This window comes from Paenibacillus sp. FSL R7-277, from assembly GCF_000517965.1.
GTDB lineage: Bacteria > Bacillota > Bacilli > Paenibacillales > Paenibacillaceae > Paenibacillus_AQ > Paenibacillus_AQ silagei.
In genome coordinates, this window is sequence record NZ_ASPX01000010.1 from 239,199 (window position 1) to 257,346 (window position 18,148).

At 51.9% G+C, this 18,148-nt stretch carries 20 protein-coding genes and 3 tRNA genes; 17 read left to right on the forward strand and 6 right to left on the reverse strand.

The genetic code is table 11. The features are described 5' to 3' along the window. Positions 1–28: 28 nt before the first annotated feature. Positions 29–739, reverse strand: a complete 711-nt coding sequence (locus tag C173_RS06415) for a hypothetical protein (protein ID WP_036723328.1) — start codon at positions 737–739, stop codon at positions 29–31. 1,150 nt (positions 740–1,889) lie between these two features. Between C173_RS06415 and C173_RS06420 the strand changes: the two genes are divergently transcribed. Then, complete coding sequence (locus C173_RS06420; RefSeq protein ID WP_327196434.1) at positions 1,890–3,008, forward strand: GGDEF domain-containing protein; 1,119 nt, start codon at positions 1,890–1,892, stop codon at positions 3,006–3,008. Position 3,009: 1 nt separating this feature from the next. On the opposite strand, the gene C173_RS06425 is transcribed toward C173_RS06420, so the two are convergent. Further along, positions 3,010–3,588 (reverse strand): CGNR zinc finger domain-containing protein, encoded by a 579-nt coding sequence (locus tag C173_RS06425; protein WP_327196436.1) that lies wholly within the window; start codon positions 3,586–3,588, stop codon positions 3,010–3,012. A gap of 165 nt (positions 3,589–3,753) precedes the next feature. Here C173_RS06425 and C173_RS06430 point away from each other — a divergent pair, with 165 nt between their 5' ends. Together C173_RS06430 and C173_RS34615 are read left to right on the forward strand one after the other, a co-directional pair. Continuing rightward, positions 3,754–4,248 (forward strand): DinB family protein, encoded by a 495-nt coding sequence (locus tag C173_RS06430; protein ID WP_036723331.1) that lies wholly within the window; start codon positions 3,754–3,756, stop codon positions 4,246–4,248. A gap of 110 nt (positions 4,249–4,358) precedes the next feature. After that, a complete protein-coding gene (locus C173_RS34615; protein WP_200869223.1) occupies positions 4,359–4,529 on the forward strand; it encodes a hypothetical protein in 171 nt (56 codons plus the stop codon). An 86-nt stretch (positions 4,530–4,615) separates the two neighbouring features. On the opposite strand, the gene cmpA is transcribed toward C173_RS34615, so the two are convergent. Continuing rightward, complete coding sequence (gene cmpA / locus C173_RS34165) at positions 4,616–4,753, reverse strand: cortex morphogenetic protein CmpA (RefSeq protein WP_143803736.1); 138 nt, start codon at positions 4,751–4,753, stop codon at positions 4,616–4,618. A gap of 119 nt (positions 4,754–4,872) precedes the next feature. Next, positions 4,873–5,232, reverse strand: a complete 360-nt coding sequence (locus C173_RS06435) for a hypothetical protein (protein ID WP_036697237.1) — start codon at positions 5,230–5,232, stop codon at positions 4,873–4,875. A gap of 119 nt (positions 5,233–5,351) precedes the next feature. On the opposite strand from C173_RS06435, the gene C173_RS06440 reads away from it, so the two are divergent. Next, positions 5,352–5,837: a SprT family protein gene (locus tag C173_RS06440; RefSeq protein WP_051477864.1), complete on the forward strand. Its 486-nt coding sequence runs from the start codon at positions 5,352–5,354 to the stop codon at positions 5,835–5,837. On the opposite strand, the gene C173_RS06445 is transcribed toward C173_RS06440, so the two are convergent. Together C173_RS06445 and C173_RS06450 are read right to left on the reverse strand one after the other, a co-directional pair. Continuing rightward, complete coding sequence (locus C173_RS06445; protein ID WP_036723334.1) at positions 5,834–6,475, reverse strand: pentapeptide repeat-containing protein; 642 nt, start codon at positions 6,473–6,475, stop codon at positions 5,834–5,836. The two genes, C173_RS06440 and C173_RS06445, sit on opposite strands and share 4 nt — an antisense overlap. Before the next feature lie 31 nt (positions 6,476–6,506). After that, a complete protein-coding gene (locus C173_RS06450) occupies positions 6,507–6,941 on the reverse strand; it encodes an Lrp/AsnC family transcriptional regulator (RefSeq protein WP_442792615.1) in 435 nt (144 codons plus the stop codon). 132 nt (positions 6,942–7,073) lie between these two features. On the opposite strand from C173_RS06450, the gene C173_RS06455 reads away from it, so the two are divergent. The 13 genes from C173_RS06455 to C173_RS06515 all read left to right on the forward strand — a co-directional run bounded on the left by C173_RS06455 (position 7,074) and on the right by C173_RS06515 (position 18,146). Next, complete coding sequence (locus C173_RS06455) at positions 7,074–7,826, forward strand: MBL fold metallo-hydrolase (protein ID WP_036723339.1); 753 nt, start codon at positions 7,074–7,076, stop codon at positions 7,824–7,826. A gap of 125 nt (positions 7,827–7,951) precedes the next feature. Then, positions 7,952–8,027 (forward strand) — tRNA-Asn (locus C173_RS06460). A gap of 6 nt (positions 8,028–8,033) precedes the next feature. Next, positions 8,034–8,122: transfer RNA gene (locus C173_RS06465), tRNA-Ser, on the forward strand. A gap of 308 nt (positions 8,123–8,430) precedes the next feature. Then, positions 8,431–9,435, forward strand: a complete 1,005-nt coding sequence (locus C173_RS06470; RefSeq protein ID WP_036723340.1) for a Gfo/Idh/MocA family protein — start codon at positions 8,431–8,433, stop codon at positions 9,433–9,435. Positions 9,436–9,477: 42 nt separating this feature from the next. Next, on the forward strand, positions 9,478–10,401 hold the full coding sequence (locus tag C173_RS06475) for a helix-turn-helix domain-containing protein (RefSeq protein ID WP_036723342.1): 924 nt from the start codon (positions 9,478–9,480) through the stop codon (positions 10,399–10,401). A 13-nt stretch (positions 10,402–10,414) separates the two neighbouring features. Then, positions 10,415–11,497 (forward strand): Gfo/Idh/MocA family protein, encoded by a 1,083-nt coding sequence (locus C173_RS06480; protein ID WP_036723343.1) that lies wholly within the window; start codon positions 10,415–10,417, stop codon positions 11,495–11,497. Between the two features lie 443 nt (positions 11,498–11,940). Then, positions 11,941–12,846 (forward strand): branched-chain amino acid ABC transporter permease, encoded by a 906-nt coding sequence (locus C173_RS06485; RefSeq protein WP_036723345.1) that lies wholly within the window; start codon positions 11,941–11,943, stop codon positions 12,844–12,846. A 12-nt stretch (positions 12,847–12,858) separates the two neighbouring features. Continuing rightward, positions 12,859–13,827 carry a branched-chain amino acid ABC transporter permease gene (locus tag C173_RS06490; protein ID WP_036723346.1) on the forward strand — a complete coding sequence of 323 codons (969 nt, stop codon included), beginning with the start codon at positions 12,859–12,861 and terminating at the stop codon, positions 13,825–13,827. After that, positions 13,796–14,578, forward strand: coding sequence for an ABC transporter ATP-binding protein (locus C173_RS06495; RefSeq protein ID WP_036723347.1), 783 nt, complete (start codon positions 13,796–13,798; stop codon positions 14,576–14,578). Before C173_RS06490 ends, C173_RS06495 begins: the two co-directional genes overlap by 32 nt. Positions 14,579–14,582: 4 nt before the next feature. Further along, positions 14,583–15,284 carry an ABC transporter ATP-binding protein gene (locus C173_RS06500; protein WP_036723349.1) on the forward strand — a complete coding sequence of 234 codons (702 nt, stop codon included), beginning with the start codon at positions 14,583–14,585 and terminating at the stop codon, positions 15,282–15,284. 74 nt (positions 15,285–15,358) lie between these two features. Then, positions 15,359–16,555: an ABC transporter substrate-binding protein gene (locus C173_RS06505; RefSeq protein WP_036723351.1), complete on the forward strand. Its 1,197-nt coding sequence runs from the start codon at positions 15,359–15,361 to the stop codon at positions 16,553–16,555. Between the two features lie 240 nt (positions 16,556–16,795). Further along, entirely contained in the window at positions 16,796–17,929 is a 1,134-nt protein-coding gene (gene ald, locus C173_RS06510; protein ID WP_036723352.1) for an alanine dehydrogenase, read from the forward strand. Between the two features lie 142 nt (positions 17,930–18,071). Then, positions 18,072–18,146: transfer RNA gene (locus C173_RS06515), tRNA-Glu, on the forward strand. Positions 18,147–18,148: the final 2 nt, after the last annotated feature.

Below are 18,148 nucleotides of genomic sequence, written 5' to 3' on the forward strand. Positions count from 1 at the left end.
TCCGCTTTGTTTCGCTAGGGTCCCTCGGTTATTGCATATTTTCCGGGTTAAATTCCTTTAGGCGGATCAAAGGCTTTTTCTTCCGAGTTCCTTTTTTCGTTGTGGTATTTCCTTGTTCGTCCGTTCTCCGCTCTATAAATTGTCCGGTCAAAAAATTGATATCATCCTCGTCCGCTTGATCCATAGTGGCTGCTCCGGTGAAGTAGCTTCCGCTTGTCGCTCCGATTAGAAACCAATCCTTATCCTGGTACCGGAATCTGTATTTGTTATACCATCTCCAGTTGCTCCCTCCGTAATCGCTAACCAGGACAGACCCCCGATTAATGGTAAGGCTATCAAAAGGATCGCCCCATATCCCGCCCTCATCCGCTTTTAGAATGACATTGTCTGCGATGATCGAGAGGGTATAAGAATTGTTTTTGCTGCCAAAAGCGATTAAGAGTGACCGGGGAGACGCCTCGTCCTTGAGCGCATTTTTCTCAATGACCATTGCCAGATCGGGGATACCATCTTTATTCAAATCCCCTTTGGCGATAGCCTTCTCTCCCAGACTTGACTCTAACATGTGCCAACCTGCCGGAATTAGTGCATTAATGTTATTTGCTTTGGCTTCCGGTGTTGGGGTATGGGTTGGCGCTGCTTTTGCCTCCGCAGTTTGAAGTTGATAAGGAGCGTTACACCCCACTATGTAGCTTAAAAGGGCAACAATACCTACGGACCTTACTATTAGTTTTTTCATCGAGTCAGATTCCCTTCCTCTTCATGTGTTTCAGCTTAGTACGTGTACCTTCACTAGTATAGCGAATGGATTGATGAACATGTAATACCTTGGACACAACAAAAAAACTACAATATTGAGAGATTTATATTTATGCAGAATTACTTGCGATGAATTAAAATAGAAAAAGAGAATCGGTGCGAATGCCAAGATCCCATGAAATCCCGGGGGGGTTCGCACCTCGGAATTTGTCGAATTTCTGACAGGTCGATAGTGCTAGTTGAATGTCAAGGTGTGATACATACTCTTCTGATATAATATTAAGGAAAAAGAAGTAAAACGATGTGTGAAAGGCATTGGTTATGCTCTTTGCCGCTGTCGCACTCTACATGAGTGCGTGGATTGAAATACGACAAACGCCGTTGTTGCCAATTGCGTCGTATTTGGTCGCTCCTCGTGCAGGAGCGTGCATTGAAAGTAACGTAAGCTCTGTGCCAAAGAACTAGTACAGCATCAGATTTAAAAGAATAGATAAGCTTGTGGAACCCTAGCAACCCAAAATCTAACGGACCGGAGTGACCTTATCCTTGCAAAAACGCCACTTTTTGCAGCTTAACGGACTCAGGCGACCTTATTGTTTCTCTATGAGACGTTTCGGAGTCGAAGTGTGAAGGATAAGGCCTGTGGAGTCCGTTACTCGCCCAAATGACGACTTTCTTTCTTCCTGAATAAGAGCGCGTCAGTCCGTTACACTAAGCCAATCCCCACTGAAGAACAACTCCCCCTTGGAAAATATGTAATTAGAAGGAGAATTGCGTCTGCTCCACTATTTTAAACCTGAGATGGACTACATGGAGTCTCGCTCCTTCTCTAGGGGCTTGGATTGAAATCTCAATCGGTCACAGACCGGTAAGATCGTTCCTGGTGCAGGAGCATGCATTGAAAGGTATGCTATACGATTAATTATCGCTCCTCATACAGAAGCGTGAATCGAGCTTGCCTTCACAGCAATGAATCAGCTGGTGGAGAGACTTGCCATTCCACTCCTCCACCCCCCCGTACATATCCCACAAGTGAGTATCCGACCCGGACCCTGGCATGTTAAAATAGGAGAAATGTGTACATCTAATGTGTGAATTTAATCGGGGGGCAACAGGTGAGAGCGTTGAGATTGAGAGATTACATGGGCCCTTCGGAGACTTCTGCACACCGGCAGGCGAAGTGGGTCAAGCGGTTTCTGTATACGTATTGGCTGGTGATTGCTCTGCATTTCCTGGCCCAGCTGGGGTCTTTTGTATGTTTGCCGTATCCCATGGGAGCGCATGAATTCTACTATGATGTGCTGCTTTATCCGACGCTGCTGATGAGTGCGGTGGTCGGGTTGACGCAGCTGGTGGATGTTGCGGCACCGAAGTATTCCTTCGTGCTGCTGTTTGTGGCGGGGACGATTATCGCGATGATGATTATTCATCTGAATATGGATATCCGGATTATCGGGGCGTTGATGCTGCTGCCGATTATAGCGTCGGCGATCTTTTTTCGGCTGGATCTGACCTTGTTTACGTCTGCCCTCCAGGCGGCCGCATTCTTCATTCTGTATCGCTGGGATTACTGGTTCAAGTATTATCTGACGGATTTCGACCTGATTGCGATCCCGCTCTTTCTGCTGGTCGGCACACTGGTCGCGGGGATTATTATCATTAACGGGCGTGAGCTGGCGAGCGATCTGGAAGCTACCTTAACGGCCAAGCAGGATCTGATGATCGAGAACGCGGTGATCCGCAAGCTGTCGACCACCGATGCACTGACGGGGCTGTATAACCATATTTCTTTTCACGAATTCTATGAAAAAGCGCTGGAATACGGCAGCCAGGGCGCCCCGTTCCATCTTGCGCTGGTGGATATCGATAATTTCAAGCAAATTAACGATAAATATGGACACCGTACGGGGGATCTGGTGCTGGCCCGGGTCGCGCAGGTCATCAAGGACCATCTCTCTGCGGCAGACATTGCTGCCCGCTACGGCGGCGAGGAGTTTGCGGTGTTGCTGTTCGAGAAGAGCTTCGAGGAGGCCTATACGCTCATGGATTGGATACGCCACCAGCTCTCGGAGACGCTCCATGAAGAGATGGAGCGCGGGGCGGTGACCGTCAGCATTGGCCTCAAGAGCTATGACGAAGGCACCACCAAAGAAACGCTCTTCGAAGAAGTCGATAATCTCCTCTATACCGCCAAGCACTCCGGCAAAAATACTACGCTGACCCCGATGACCCAGCGGAACGCTGTGTAGATTACTCCTTTGAAGCTTCACCCTCCGCTGCTTTTTTGCGTGCCCGGAACCGCCGGACCTTCATCAGATTCCCGCACAGCTTGTCGTCGCAGTACCGCTTCGAGCGGTTGCGGGTATCGTCGTAATAGACCCAGAGACAGTCAGGATTCCCGCAAATGCGGAAGCGAGAGAGCTCCTTCTCCAGCAGCGCAGCCGCAAAAGAGGCGGCAATCTCCGCCATCACCTGCCCCCAATCCGCACCCTGAGGCTGGAGGGAGATCTCTGCGTCACCTGCGGGCGTCCAGACCACACGGCGAACAACCGGCCCGTTGCCCATGTATACATTGAGCTGCGCAAGCAGCGCTGTAGACGGAGATTCTCCCGCGACCAGCCGCTGCAGCTCGTCCCACAACAATCCGCGCAGTCCTTTGAGTTGCTCCAGCTCCTCCGGCAACATAGGCCCGGCCGCCGGCAGCTTATGCTCCTCCAGCCATTCCCCCAGCCACTTGGGGTCCTCCAGCCGGTCCTGGTCCGTGCTCCGGTCACTAGTCCGCCAATTCCGCCAATAGCTGTTCATGAAATCTACCCACAGCACGTTCATCGGTCCTTTCGTTTCTTCCTTCCCTTGATTGTAACAGTTCAACATAAGTTTTGCTAGTTACTTGATCCGCTCCGGCAAATATGTTACATTGCTCATGTAACTGTTATTCGGGTTGTTTAGTCGTTACCGAAGCATGTACACCCACAAATTACAGGAGGGATACAGGTGGAAAACAAAATTAGCGATGTGCTGATCGAGAACTGGGATTATGCGATGGATATTGAGGATTGGGCACCGCCGCTTAGCGCTGCGCTGGAGGGTGTGACCAGTGAGCAGGCTCTCTGGAAGCCGGAGGGCGCTGCGGGTAATTCAATCTGGGAGAATGTGAATCATCTGACTTATTATAAGGAGCGTCTGCTGCGTAAGCTTAAGGGACTGGAGAAATTGCCTGATCTGGAGAGCAATGATGCTACATTCACTGTAACAGGAAGCGGGGAAGAGGACTGGAAGCAGGCGGTAGACAAGCTGAAGTCCATTCATGCCTCGCTGCGCGAGATTATTGTAGCTCTGGAGGAAGGCGCATATGAATGGGGTGGCTCCGGACATGCGCCGGGGGAAGAGGTAATGAGCCTGATTCTGCATGATGCTTATCATACGGGACAGATTGTACTGGTCCGCAAGCTGCAGGGCTCCTGGCCGGGCACACGCCGTTTCGATTAAGACGACAGTCATATTTTACAAGCAGTCTGCGTCTCTATACTACTGTTTCAGCTCCAAATCCCCGGGTTAATGGTTGACATGCAGCTAAACCCCGAGAGGAGAGATTGAAGATGGAGCCGAATTACAAGGACAGAAGTGTTGAGGTTGAACGGACAGAGGTGCACCGCAAATCGGATTCCAGTCTGGTCGCATCCACGTTCATTAAATATGCAGCCTACATTATAATCACCTTCGGAGTTCTGTTTTTCCTGGTGAAATACGTATTCCCGATGTTTAAATAAGCCGGCTGCCAAGCGCAGACTTGGCCGGATTTACGCCAAAAAGCCACGATGCCCCTTAGGGGATCGCGGCTTTTTTTTGACATAACCTATACGTTCTTCTGGATCATCTCGTGGGAATCGGCGGTATTCCGGTAAAAGAACCAGCATTCATTCAGCAGTCTAATCTGACGGCAGTCCTTCTTGAAATAGGCCTTCATGAGCTGTTGGCGAAGCCATTGTGGCAAGGGTACCCCTCCTCTGCATGCTTCCTGTGTATAGATAGCATATGGGGGAATACGCCCAAAGGTGCACGGTTAGTTTCAGGTAGCCAAGCCGAATTTCACAAGGCCGCCCGGAACCAGCGTTACTGCACCCGTTCTTCTTCCTCTTCATACCATTGTTCGAGCTGGGCCTGGAGCGCCCGGATTTCGGTCAATAGTGAGATCAGCGGGTAATGCTCCTCCTTAATGGAGGCAAAAGCCTGCTCCAGCCGGTTAATATACGCCAGCCCCGACTCCAGGTGATGCTCCTCGCGCAGCAGCTCCAGCGCCTCGCATTCGGCCACCGCCCGCGGCAGCCCGGGTACATTCTCGGCTGTCAGCTTGTCGATTTCTTTGTTCAGGCGAAGATTGAGGGCACTTAGCTGGTAAGCATATTCCTCCGGCATCTCCACGAATAGCAATTCCTGATCCTGCTGCATAATTACGTAACGCATTCTAGGCATCTTTCATTCTCCCTCCGGACTTGTCTTCCTTCTTGACAGTGTAGCGTATGGGCAAGTTACAATTCAAGTAGTGATCTAATTTCAGGTGGAGAGGACCGTGAAGGAACGCTATGACCAGTATGAGCAACGAAGAGCTGCAGCAATGGATTGAGCAGGTGTCACTTAAGAGCTTTGGCGTGCCTTTCCGGCATACGGCGAGCTTTAACAGCAGACTTACGACAACTGGCGGACGATATTTTACCAAGAGCCATAATATAGAGATTAACCCCCAGCAGCTGGCGATGTACGGACGGGAGGAGACGGAGAAGATCATCAAGCACGAGCTCTGCCACTACCACCTGCATCTGGCGAAGCGGGGGTACATGCACCGGGATGCCGATTTCAAAACACTGCTGGCCCGCGTCGGCGGCAGCCGGTATTGTCAGACCCTGCCGGGCGCCAAGGCCCGTAAGCCGCAGCCTTACCGGTATAAGCTGGTATGCATCGTCTGTGCCACTGAATATCTGCGTAAGCGCCGGGCCGATCCCGGGCGATATCGATGCGGTAAATGCTCCGGCAAGCTGAAGCTGATTACGCTAGAAGCCGGCGCGGGTCCGGCTACTTAATTTTTGATAACCAGACCTAGTAGTCCGGCAAAAGAAGCCGCCTGCTCCGCAGAGATGATACAGCCCTCCAAATCCTGGAGATCCACTAGAAGGCCGGTGAACTCGCAGTCGCTCAGGTCAACGCCCTTCAGCTTGCATCCTGCCAGCGTGGCCTGCTCCAGATTACATTCCGAGAAATACAGGTTTTTCAGGGTGGACTGGTAATAATCTGCGCTGGCCAGCGAGCTGCGCTCGAAGGAAGCTCCTTTGAAATTGGCAAAACGAAACACCGCGAATTCCCCGATACATCCGGTAATGGATACATTTTGAAACCGCGCTCTGGTGAAGTCTGTGCCGGTCAAGCGGCAATCCCTGAACTCGGTCCGGTGTATGAAGGCGTCGCTGAAATCCACATTGGACAGGTCGCAATGATCGAAGACCACATCGGTAAGCTCAATGCGCTGCAGCGAGGATTCCGTGATGGTGATGTTTTTAAAAATAGTCTTGTCGAAAGCTACCCTCGTAGCCTCCTGATATTCAATGAGCGCTCCTTCAATGAGGCAGCGGCTGAATTCGTCTTTGGAAGCAAGGGTGTGAACGTCCTGCGGCATAAGTTGCCCGGGATCTGGGATTCTGGGTGGTTCAATCTTGTTACTCATGTCGGCCTCCTTGCAGTTCTTATACTTAATGCTATTTAATCTGGCCCATGTCCAGGTTGATCCGGTAATTCCCATACTTCAGTAATTCGTCCAAAAAAGCGGTCAGCGCGTCCTGATCCACAGTGCGCACCCTCATCCAATAACAGCCTTCCCCGCTGATGCGGTACAGCTCGGTGACACTCTCATGGGTCTTCGCAAAAGCCTGAAAAGGCGGATGATCCTTGTTGCTGCTGAGAAAAACCGTTATAAAGGCATGAATGTTCTGACCCATCCGCAGCGGGTTATAACGGATGGTGTAGCCTTCAATGATGCCAAGCTCCCGCAATCTGCGGACACGTGCGCCTACAGCCTGGCCGGTCAGATGGACCATCGCCCCGATATCCTTATGGCTTAAGGTGGAGTCTCCGATAAGGAGCTGGAGGATGTGGTAATCGGTATTGTCGATGAGATTAGGGGGCATATTCATGAATTCCTTTCCGGCTGAAAGCAGAACGTAAGAATCTCTTTCGCGGCACAATGTCTTCTGTTCTTGACCTGATTTATACTTATTGTATCAGAAATTGATCTTAAGTAAGACATCCGGGAAGAGGTGCATATGATGAAAATTAAGCTGATCCGCCACGCCACCCTATGGCTGGAATACGGCGGTGCGACGTTTCTGATCGATCCCATGCTGAGTACGCAGGGCGTGAATCCGCCGATTATGAATTCGGGCGATGACCGCCGGAATCCGCTGGTGCCTCTGCCGGGGCCTGTCCAGCAGTGGCTGGAGCCGGATGCTGTACTGGTCACGCATCTGCATCAGGATCACTGGGATGCTGCAGCAGTAGAGCAGTTGTCCAAGGAGTTGCCGGTGTATTGCCAGGAAGGTGATGGGGAGCGAATTGCTGCCCAGGGCTTTGGGCGTGTTACAGAAATTATGGATACCGGCTCTGTGTCCGTCGGCGGTGTGACCCTGACACGTACAGGCGGGCATCACGGGACAGGGGAGATCGGGGAATTAATGGGCAAGGTCTCCGGCTTCGTCTTCCGGGCGGAAGGCGAACCTGTGCTGTACCTGGCGGGAGATACCATCTGGTGCGAAGAGGTTCAGCAGGTGATAACGGCGCAGACACCGGAGGTCATTATAGTCAATGCCGGAGGTGCCAGCTTCCTGAACGGAGGCCCCATTACCATGAACGAACAGAATGTGGTGGAGGTATGCCATGCCGCTCCGGCTGCTTCGGTAATTGCTGTGCATATGGATACGATTAACCACTGCCATGTGACGAGGGAACTATTGAAGCAACGCCTTGAACAGGAGGGCTTACTGAGCCGCGTGGCTGTTCCGCTGGATGGAGAGTGGGTCTGACATAAGCGACACCTATAGGGATACCCTACAGATAGGTAGAGTTTGTAAACGATCTCATAATCTCTCGCTACCCGCTTGACTAACCTGTAGAATCATGATAAATTAATCCTTGTTCATGTTAATGTTCCCTGATAGCTCAGTTGGTAGAGCACTCGACTGTTAATCGAGTTGTCACAGGTTCGAGTCCTGTTCGGGGAGCCATTACTTGGAGAGATACCCAAGTGGCTATAAGGGGACCCTCTGCTAAGGGGTTAGACTGCGTAAGCGGTGCGAGGGTTCGAATCCCTCTCTCTCCGTTTGATATTACTTCCCTGTTAGGGATGAGAACCCTCAGTGGTTCGTTGGAGCATAAGCTTCGTTAGGTTTGCTTCGCAATCTCTCGCGTAGCGAGAGTATCCCTCTCTCTCCGTTACATAAGGAGCTCATAACGAGCTCCTTTTTTGCGTCCACCCAGCGGGAGCAGCTGAATCTCTGAACGATACGATCTCCCTGTCTGATGTCGTAATTCCATATAGTCGATGTCGCATTTATCTACTAAAAATCCTGCTTATTATATGATACTTTATAGGTGATGTCAGAATAATGTATATGGAGGTGCAGGCGGGTGAGCATTAGGATTGGCAAGATCAGCTTTTGGCATGTACATGCCTGGGATTATACGAAGCAGGCTCAGGAGCATGGCGATACGGAAATTGCTGCGGTATGGGATGAGGATGCAGAGCGGGGCAGGAAGGCGGCAGAGAGCTTGAATGTCCCGTTTTATGATTCTCTGGAGGACATGCTTGCCCGGAAGGATATCGATGCCGTGATTGTCGACGCGCCAACCCAGATGCACCGGGAGGTCATAATTGCGGCGGCCAGAGCAGGCAAACACATCTTTACCGAAAAGGTTGTAGCTGCATCGCTGAATGAGGTTAACGAAATCCTCTCCGAGGTCGCGGATCATGGAGTGAAGCTAACCGTGTCTCTGCCGCGGCTAAATGACGGTTACACGTTATCGGTTACAGACATTCTAAGCCAGGGACTGCTTGGGGAGATCACTTATGTCAGAGTCCGTTTATCCCATAACGGCGCAACGGCCAACTGGCTTCCCGAGCATTTCTATAGCCTGGAGCAATGCCAGGGTGGGGCTTTGATTGATCTGGGATGTCATCCCATGTACCTGACCAGACTGTTTCTGGGTCAAGAGGTGACCGGAGTAAGCGCGAGCTTCGGATATGTGACGGGCAAGGAAGTGGAAGACAACGCAGTAGCGACGCTCTATACCGATTCGGGAGCGATCGGTGTGGTGGAAGCCGGCTTTGTGAACAGCTACTCCCCTTTTACCATAGAAGTGCATGGAACGGAAGGAACTCTGCTCTATGGAACGCCTGAAGCGAAGCTGCTCGTCAGAAGTACCAAAGCGGCAGATCAAGGGGCTGCCTGGAACGATACGCCTATGCTGGCCAACCGTGACAACGCTTTTGAGCAGTGGGTTGCCCACATCCAGAACAACACGCTTGCTTCTGACAATATTCAAGCGGCAACGGAGCTTACCCGGTTAATGGAGGCGGCGAATCTCTCGGCGAAGGCAGGACGGGTGGTCCGGTTAGCCGAACTGAAGTCTTGATCACTTACCCGATACCTGACGTAGCTTAAGCAGGAGGTTAACATGAGCCCTTTTCCTTTCGAGATTATGTTTGAGAAGATGGATCTGCTGGAAAGACTGGATATTTCCATCCTATGGGGACATTATGAAATTTCTGTTCTCCGGTTTCATTTGACCTCTTTTCCGCCGGGGAAGGTCATTGATTTCCATAACCATGCTGAATTTGAATTTCATTTCATACCACGGGGCAAGGGAACGGTCATTCTTGGCGATCAGCAGTATCCTTTATCGGAGGGAATGCTCTATTTGACCGGACCGGGCGTTATGCATCGTCAGGAAGCAGATGCGGAAGAATCGATGGAGGAGCTATGTCTGCATATCCATATTGCGGAGAAGCAGAGAGACGATGCAGACCCATGGGAGGTTGCGGAAGCGGAGGAATGTGTGGAGAAGCTGAGGAGGCTGCCGCTTATCCCGGCGCAGGATTATCACAGGGCGATGAAGTGTTTTCTGGAAGCCTATGAAGCCTGTGACGGCAAGCTTGCGGGATATTACACATCCATCAAGCATCTCGTGATCAGTATCCTGCTCAAGGTAACCAGAGCTTATGATACAGGCGGGATGGGAGCTGAGGCACCCGTACGGGATATGTTGGCCTACCGCTATCAATATGCTGTTCAGTACATGGAAGCGAATTATTCAGCAGCCGTGACGCTGGAGAATGTTGCGGAGAAGCTGAATATCAGCCCGAGGCAGCTACAGCGGATATTTAAGCAGGTTGATCCGGATCAACCCTTCAGCCGGATTCTTGAAGAGATCCGGTTGAAGGCAGTGTGCAGCAAGCTTGAAGCCAGCAGCCTGTCGATCGAACACATCGCGGAGTCCGAGGGGTTCACCAATGCGACCTATCTGCATTCGGTATTCCGCAAGCGGCTGGGCATGACCCCGGCTGCCTACCGCAAGGCCCGAAAAATACATGAACAGTGAGGATGAGATGGCGATGAGCAAAGTGTATCGTGTTGGAGTGATCGGCTGTGGAGGGATTGCGAACGGGAAACATTTGCCTGCCTTAAGCAGACAGGATAAGGTTCAAGTGGTAGCTTTTTGCGATATTATCAAGGAACGGGCTGAGGCTGCTGCTGAACAATACGGCAGTGCAGAAGCTGCTGTCTATACGGATTACAAGGAATTATTGAAGGATGCTTCCATTGATATTGTTCATGTCCTTACTCCCAATGATGCGCATGCGGAAATATCTATTGCGGCTTTGGAAGCGGGCAAGCATGTGATGTGTGAGAAGCCAATGGCCAAAACAGCAGCAGACGCCAAACGTATGGCTGAAGCAGCGAAACGTACAGGGAAGAAGCTGACCATTGGGTACGACAACCGGTTCCGGCAAGACAGCTTGTATCTGAAAAAAGTCTGTGAAGCTGGCGAGCTCGGCCATATCTATTATGCGAAAGCACATGCCATCCGGCGCAGAGCGGTCCCTACCTGGGGTGTATTCCTGGATGAGGAGAAGCAGGGGGGCGGCCCGCTTATCGATATTGGAACCCATGCGCTGGATCTGACGCTCTGGATGATGGACAACTACAAACCGAAGGTTGTGCTGGGGACCAAATACCACGAGCTCTCCCAAAAAGAAGACGCTGCCAACGCCTGGGGACCCTGGGACCCGAAAAAATTCACCGTCGAAGACTCGGCGTTCGGGATGATTGTGATGGAGAACGGCGCAACGATTACGCTGGAAGCTAGCTGGGCGCTGAATTCGCTGGATGTGGATGAAGCCAAGTGCAGCTTAAGCGGAACCGAAGCGGGTGCGGACATGAAGGACGGTCTCCGGATTAACGGGGAGAAGCATAGCAAGCTATACACGAACGAAATTGAGCTTGGCGCCGGGGGAGTAGCCTTCTATGAAGGCAAAGAAGAGAAATCTACGGATATCGAATTAAGAAAGTGGATCGAAGCGATCGAACAGGATAAAGATCCGGTCGTGACTCCTGAACAGGCTTACGTGGTCTCCCGGATTCTGGAGGCAATCTATGAATCGGCCCAGACGGGGAAGGCGGTCTATTTGGATTAACGCTACACGACCCTTGCAAGACTATATCTGACAAGAAGCCGGACCTCCGATGATCGAGGGCCGGCTTATTTACCGGTTCAATCCGTTACCCCTTTAATTAATTGAAGGAATGATGCTGTAAAGAGACAAATGTTATATTAATTCCGCAGAAAAAAAGTATTGTATAAGAAAAGGAAACAACTTCTAAAACGTTCCTGCTTAAAAATCCTCTGTTTTTCTCCTGTTTTCTGCGCATTTTTCGTAAACCTACAATAACCTACCGAATCCTACATATATCATGTTATGTAATATAACACCAACTATTGAATTTTGTATTAATTCCCACAAAAATTAGTGACGATTCTCTGACCTTGTGTTAATATAAATGACATCATAATCCAAGAAAAGAGAAGCAGCACAGAGAAAGGGGTATACAAGATGAATATGGGGAGAAGGGGATGGCGATGGAGTACTTCATTCAGCAACTAATAAACGGAATATCCGTAGGCAGCATTTACGCTCTGATCGCCCTTGGTTACACAATGGTGTACGGTATCATCAAGCTGATTAATTTTGCGCATGGCGATGTATTCATGGTAGGGTCGTTCATCGGACTGTACAGTGCCAAATACCTGGCGAATGCGGGATTGCCGCCTATCGTTGTACTACTCTTGTCGCTGATGATCTCGATGACGATCAGTGCGCTGCTAGGTATCAGCATTGAACGTCTGGCGTATAAGCCGCTTCGTAAGTCCACACGGATAGCGGCTCTGATTACTGCGATTGGCGTATCCTTCCTGCTCGAATATACCGGAGTCTTGATCCTCGGGCCGCAGGCCAAGGGCTTCCCGGATATTATGGATAAGAAGCAATATCACCTGTTCGGTTCTTCCATCCAGGTCGAATCCAATCAGATTATGATTCTGCTAACAACCATAATTCTTATGCTAGTGCTGCAATATATCGTCAGGTACACCCGAACGGGCAAAGCCATGCGGGCCGTATCCTTCGATGTAGAAGCGGCGCGGCTGATGGGCATCAACGTAGACCGCACCATTTCAGCCACCTTCGCCATCGGTTCGGCGCTGGCCGCTGCGGCGGGCGTGATTTTCGGCATGACGTACAATTCGGTTGATCCTCTCATGGGCGTAATGCCCGGGCTTAAGGCTTTTGTCGCGGCAGTGCTTGGAGGAATTGGCAGTATACCGGGTGCGCTTGTCGGCGGATTACTGCTGGGAACGGTTGAGACAGAGATTTCTTCGCTCGGGTTCTCCTCCTGGCGTGACGGTGTAGCCTTTGCGGTACTGATTCTAATCCTTATCTTCAAACCATCCGGGCTGTTCGGCAAGAATGTCCGGGAGAAAGTGTAGGGGGAAGCTGCCGTGAAAAAGATAAATAAAAAATTCTGGCTGGGCATTCTTTTTGCCCTTGCGTTCTATGGAATCGTAAAAGTTCTTCTAACAACAGGAATACTTAGTGATGTAAATCAGTCTATGCTGCTGCTCATCGGGGTTAATATCATGCTGGCTGTGTCGCTGAACCTGATTACCGGGATTACCGGGCAGTTCTCCATTGGTCATGCCGGGTTCATGTCGGTGGGTGCGTATACCTCGGCGATTCTTACCCTTGACTACAATGTGCCGTTCATTCCTGCGATTCTTGCGGGCGGACTGCTGGCAGCGGTATTCGGTGTATTGATCGGGATGCCTACGCTCCGGCTTAACGGGGACTATCTGGCTATTGCGACGCTGGGCTTCGGTGAGATTATCCGCATTATTATGCTGAATACGGAATATGTCGGCGGAGCTTCAGGGCTCAGCGGTATTCCGGCCAAGACGACCTGGACCATGCTCTTCTTCTTCACTCTGATCTCAGTCGTACTGATTAATAATTTCATTAGATCGACTCACGGCCGGGCCTGCATTGCGATCCGTGAGAATGAGATTGCCGCTGAGGCGATGGGGATTAATACGACACGCTACAAAATCATCGCCTTCACCATCGGTGCACTGTTTGCTGGTATGGCGGGCGGCCTGTCGGCCCATACGTTCTATGTCATTACGCCGGGCAGCTTCAACTTCCTGAAGTCTTTTGAAATTATCGTCATGGTGGTTCTTGGGGGGCTGGGCAGTACGGCGGGTTCTATCGTGGGTGCGGTGTTCGTTACCCTGCTGTACACCTACTTACGTGAATTCCCGGAATGGCGCATGATTATCTACTCAATTGTGCTCATTCTGATGATGATCTTCCGTCCAAGTGGCCTGCTTGGCGTAAGCAAATTCTCGCTCGGCAAGTTCGGCAAAAAGGAGGCGAAGGCAAATGACGCAATCGAGAGCAGCGGTACTCCTTGATGTAAAAGCGGCCAGCCGGGCCTTCGGAGGACTGAAGGCGGTCAGTGAGGTATCCCTTCATATTGATAAAGGCGAGCTGATCGGCCTGATCGGACCCAATGGTGCCGGTAAAACAACACTGTTCAACCTGTTGACCGGAGTGTACCCGCCTTCGTCGGGCAGCATTCTTTTGAACAATGAGTCTATCGGCGGGATGAAGCCTTACAAGATCAATCATAAAGGCGCTGCGCGTACGTTCCAGAATATCCGCCTATTTACGGCTATGACCGTGCTGGAGAACGTCAAGATTGCCTTCCATCAGCATGCGAAGCACTCGTTGTTCTCTTCGATGCTACGTCTGCCGAAGCATTTCCAGGGCGAAGAGGAGATTACCCGGAAGGCGATGGATATTCTCAAAATCTTCAATCTGGCTGACCAGAGTGAAGAGGTGGCGAGCAACCTGAGCTATGGGAATCAGCGGCGTCTGGAGATTGCCCGGGCGCTTGCGGCCGGACCGAAGCTGCTGCTGCTCGATGAGCCGGCAGCCGGGATGAATCCGAATGAGACACGTGACCTGATGAATCTGATCGCCTGGATCCGGGAGGAGTTCGACCTGACCATTCTGCTGATCGAGCATGATATGTCACTGGTTATGGGGGTCTGTAACCGCATCTACGTGCTGGACCGCGGAATCCTTATTGCTGACGGAACACCGGCGGAGATCCGCAACAATCCGAAGGTCATCGAAGCGTATTTGGGACAGGAGGCGTAACGCTATGCTTACAGTACAAGGGATTAATGTCTATTACGGAGCGATTCATGCCTTGAAGGAGCTAAGCATCACCGTGAAGCAGGGAGAGATCGTGACCTTGATCGGTGCCAACGGCGCCGGCAAGTCAACGCTGCTCAAGACGCTCTCGGGGCTACTGAAGCCTAAGACAGGAAGTATTGAATTCCTGAATAAATCCATAGCGAATCAAAGTGTTCAGGCGATTGTCAAAGAAGGGCTGATCCATTGTCCCGAAGGACGGCGCGTATTCGCCAATATGTCTGTCGAGGAGAATCTCGAATTAGGCGCTTACCTGCAGGATGGAAGCAGCCTGGCTGCTGACTTCGAGAAGGTGTACAACACCTTCCCGCGTTTGCTTGAACGCAAGAAGCAGCAGGCCGGAACCTTATCCGGCGGGGAGCAGCAGATGCTGGCAATGGGCCGGGCTATTATGGGCCACCCGAAGCTGCTGCTGCTGGATGAACCGTCGATGGGGCTGGCGCCGCTGCTGGTCCAGGATATTTTCCGGATTATCAAGGAAGTCAACGATGCCGGAACCACTGTCCTGCTGGTTGAGCAGAATGCCCACCAGGCGCTCAAAATCGCCGACCGTGCCTATGTCCTGGAGACAGGCCGGGTAGTGCTTGAAGGGGATGCCAAGGAAATGGCCGATTCCGATGAGATCAAAATGGCTTATCTCGGGCACTAGCAGGCTATCCATACTACAGCAGCATCACAGAAACAACATATATAAACTAAATAATCAGGAGGCTGGGAGAAACTATGAAGAAAATTGGGGCCATTATCTTGTCGACAGTATTGACTGCGGTATTAGCATCCGGCTGCGGCAACAACACAGAGAACAGCGGTAACTCTGCAAGCGGCGGGAACAGTGCCGGAGGCACGATCAAAATCGGGGCTGACCTGGAGCTTACCGGCGGCCAGGCTTCTTTCGGCGACTCGGCCTCCAAGGGCGCGAAGCTGGCGGTGGACCAGATCAACGCCGCAGGCGGTGTACTCGGCAAGCAGCTGGAGCTGGTAGTTGCAGACAATGCATCGAAGTCGGAGGAAGCTACACAAGCGGCGCAGAAGCTGATCACCAATGACAAGGTCGTGACCATTATCGGCGCATCCACATCGACCAACACACTTGGGATCGTTCCGGTAGCTACGGAGAAGAAGATCCCGCTGGTCTCGGTAGGCGCTACGAATCCGAAGGTAACCGTGGATGAGCGCAGCGGCAATGTGAATGAATATGTGTTCCGCGCCGCATTCATCGATCCGTTCCAGGGTGAGGTTATGGCTAACTTTGCGCTCGATTCCCTGAAGGCCAAGACAGCAGTTATCTATACTGATACGTCCTCCGACTATTCCAAGGGTCTGCAGAAGTTCTTCGAAGAGACCTTCAAGGCCAAAGGCGGCGAAGTGTTGAGCCAGGAGTCTTACCAGCAGAAGGATTCTGACTTCAAAGCAGTTCTGACCCGCATCAAAGCAGCGAACCCGGATGTCATCTACCTGCCTGGTTATTATGAAGAAGTAGGTAAAATTGTGAAGCAGGCCCGTGAGATGGGCATTACCGTTCCGTTCCTCGGCGGCGACGGCTGGGATTCCCCGCAGCTGGCGGAAATCGCCGGTGCCAAAGCGCTGGAGAATACGTTCATGTCCAATCACTACTCGCCTGAAGATACAGCTCCTGAAGTAACCAGCTTCGTAGACGCCTACAAAGCGGCTAACGGAGGAGCGGTTCCCGATGGTATGGCGGCCCTGGGCTATGATGCCCTGAAGCTGGTGGCTGATGCGATTACCCGTGCGGGTGAAGCTGATCCGGCCAAGATTACAGAAGCACTGGCAGCAACTAAGGATCTGCAGCTCGCTACAGGTAAAATCACCCTGAACGACAAGCATGACCCGGTCAAAGCCGCAGTTGTGCTGAAATTCGTGGACGGGAAGCAAACCTTTGAAACCAAGGTTAATCCTTAAGCTGCGAAATTGCATATACTAAGGTGAAGGAACGGGGAGCCGGTCCGCAGGAGGCCAGGGTGTCTCTTGCCTCACCTTAACCGTGAAGAGGAAGGCCCCGAATGGGAGCCTTTCTTTTCGCATCTCACAGGGATAGAATGTTGACTATACTTACACAACTAAGCAGATGCTTCCGAAGCGAGTTGTGGCGGTGAGATATCAAGGAAGACTATGCTAACACAACTTTGAGGGGGAATCGGCATGATTATTGGCGTACCCGCAGAAATCAAGAATAACGAGAACCGCGTCGCCATCACCCCGGCCGGGGTGGAAGCGCTCCGGAAGGCAGGGCATGAAGTGTATATTCAAGCTTCTGCCGGCATAGGCAGCGGTTTCAGCGACATGGAATATTCGGATAAAGGCGCTGTGATTCTGGATACGGCCGCTGAGGTCTGGAGCAAGGCGGAGATGATTATCAAAGTGAAGGAGCCACTACCGGAGGAGTACGGTTATTTCCGCAAAGGGCTGATCCTCTTCACCTATCTGCACTTGGCACCTGAAGCAGAGCTGACCAAAGCACTGGTGGATAGCGGTGTGACTGCTGTGGGCTATGAGACGATTCAGCTTGAAGACGGCTCGTTGCCGCTGCTGATTCCGATGAGTGAGGTCGCCGGACGGATGGCGGTGCAGATCGGCGCCGGTCTGCTGGAGAAGCCGCATGGCGGCAAGGGCGTTCTGCTGGGCGGGGTACCTGGCGTACAGCCGGGTGAGGTGGTCATTGTCGGCGGCGGAATCGTTGGCACCAATGCGGCCAAGATAGCGCTGGGCATGGGGGCACGTGTCACCGTGCTGGATCTGAATGCGGGCCGTCTGCGCGCGCTGGATGATATTTTTGGCGGGCGGCTGGTGACCGTGATGTCGGATTCCTATCATCTGGAGCAGGCTGTGCGCCGGGCGGATCTGCTGATCGGAGCGGTGCTGATTCCCGGTGCCCGTGCCCCCAAGCTGGTCAAAAAGTATATGGTGCAGCAGATGGAAGAGGGCTCTGTAATTGTGGACGTTGCGATTGATCAGGGCGGGTCGATCGAGACGATTGACCGGATCACCACCCATGAGAACCCGACGTATGTGAAGCATGGCGTAGTTCATTACGCCGTAGCCAACATGCCTGGAGCGGTCGCCAGGACCTCGACACTGGCGCTGACCAATGTGACTATTCCTTATGCGCTGCAGATTGCTAACCGTGGCATCCGTGAGGCTGCGGTGAATAACGCGGCGCTTGCGCGCGGCCTGAATGTAGTGGCAGGACAAGTGACCAATGCTGCGGTGGCCGGGAGTCTGGGGTATGAATATACGGATGGAATCCAGGTGCTGGCTGCGGGCCGGGATAGCTGATCTTAAGAGGGGAGAAGCAGAGGCTGCACACTGCAGTTCTCCCCGTATTTTCCGGGAAATGCGACCTTCAAAAAAAGGCTTGTCAAATCCGCCGACGTTTGATATACTCATTTTTGTTGTCACAAAGAAAAACTTTAAATTTGGCTCGTTGGTCAAGGGGTTAAGACACCTCCCTTTCACGGAGGTAACATGGGTTCGAATCCCATACGAGTCACCATT

Excerpts from the sequence above, each read along its gene's own strand:
- C173_RS06500 (WP_036723349.1), top strand. The coding sequence starts at position 14,583 with ATGCTTACAGTACAAGGGATTAATGTCTATTACGGAGCGATTCATGCC.
- ald (WP_036723352.1), top strand. The coding sequence starts at position 16,796 with ATGATTATTGGCGTACCCGCAGAAATCAAGAATAACGAGAACCGCGTC.
- C173_RS06445 (WP_036723334.1), bottom strand. The coding sequence starts at position 6,475 with ATGAGTAACAAGATTGAACCACCCAGAATCCCAGATCCCGGGCAACTT.
- C173_RS06415 (WP_036723328.1), bottom strand. The coding sequence starts at position 739 with ATGAAAAAACTAATAGTAAGGTCCGTAGGTATTGTTGCCCTTTTAAGC.
- C173_RS06475 (WP_036723342.1), top strand. The coding sequence starts at position 9,478 with ATGAGCCCTTTTCCTTTCGAGATTATGTTTGAGAAGATGGATCTGCTG.
- C173_RS06495 (WP_036723347.1), top strand. The coding sequence starts at position 13,796 with ATGACGCAATCGAGAGCAGCGGTACTCCTTGATGTAAAAGCGGCCAGC.
- C173_RS06480 (WP_036723343.1), top strand. The coding sequence starts at position 10,415 with ATGAGCAAAGTGTATCGTGTTGGAGTGATCGGCTGTGGAGGGATTGCG.
- C173_RS06425 (WP_327196436.1), bottom strand. The coding sequence starts at position 3,588 with ATGAACGTGCTGTGGGTAGATTTCATGAACAGCTATTGGCGGAATTGG.
- C173_RS06440 (WP_051477864.1), top strand. The coding sequence starts at position 5,352 with ATGAGCAACGAAGAGCTGCAGCAATGGATTGAGCAGGTGTCACTTAAG.
- C173_RS06505 (WP_036723351.1), top strand. The coding sequence starts at position 15,359 with ATGAAGAAAATTGGGGCCATTATCTTGTCGACAGTATTGACTGCGGTA.
- C173_RS06455 (WP_036723339.1), top strand. The coding sequence starts at position 7,074 with ATGAAAATTAAGCTGATCCGCCACGCCACCCTATGGCTGGAATACGGC.
- C173_RS06435 (WP_036697237.1), bottom strand. The coding sequence starts at position 5,232 with ATGCCTAGAATGCGTTACGTAATTATGCAGCAGGATCAGGAATTGCTA.
- C173_RS34615 (WP_200869223.1), top strand. The coding sequence starts at position 4,359 with ATGGAGCCGAATTACAAGGACAGAAGTGTTGAGGTTGAACGGACAGAG.
- C173_RS06450 (WP_442792615.1), bottom strand. The coding sequence starts at position 6,941 with ATGAATATGCCCCCTAATCTCATCGACAATACCGATTACCACATCCTC.
- C173_RS06485 (WP_036723345.1), top strand. The coding sequence starts at position 11,941 with ATGGAGTACTTCATTCAGCAACTAATAAACGGAATATCCGTAGGCAGC.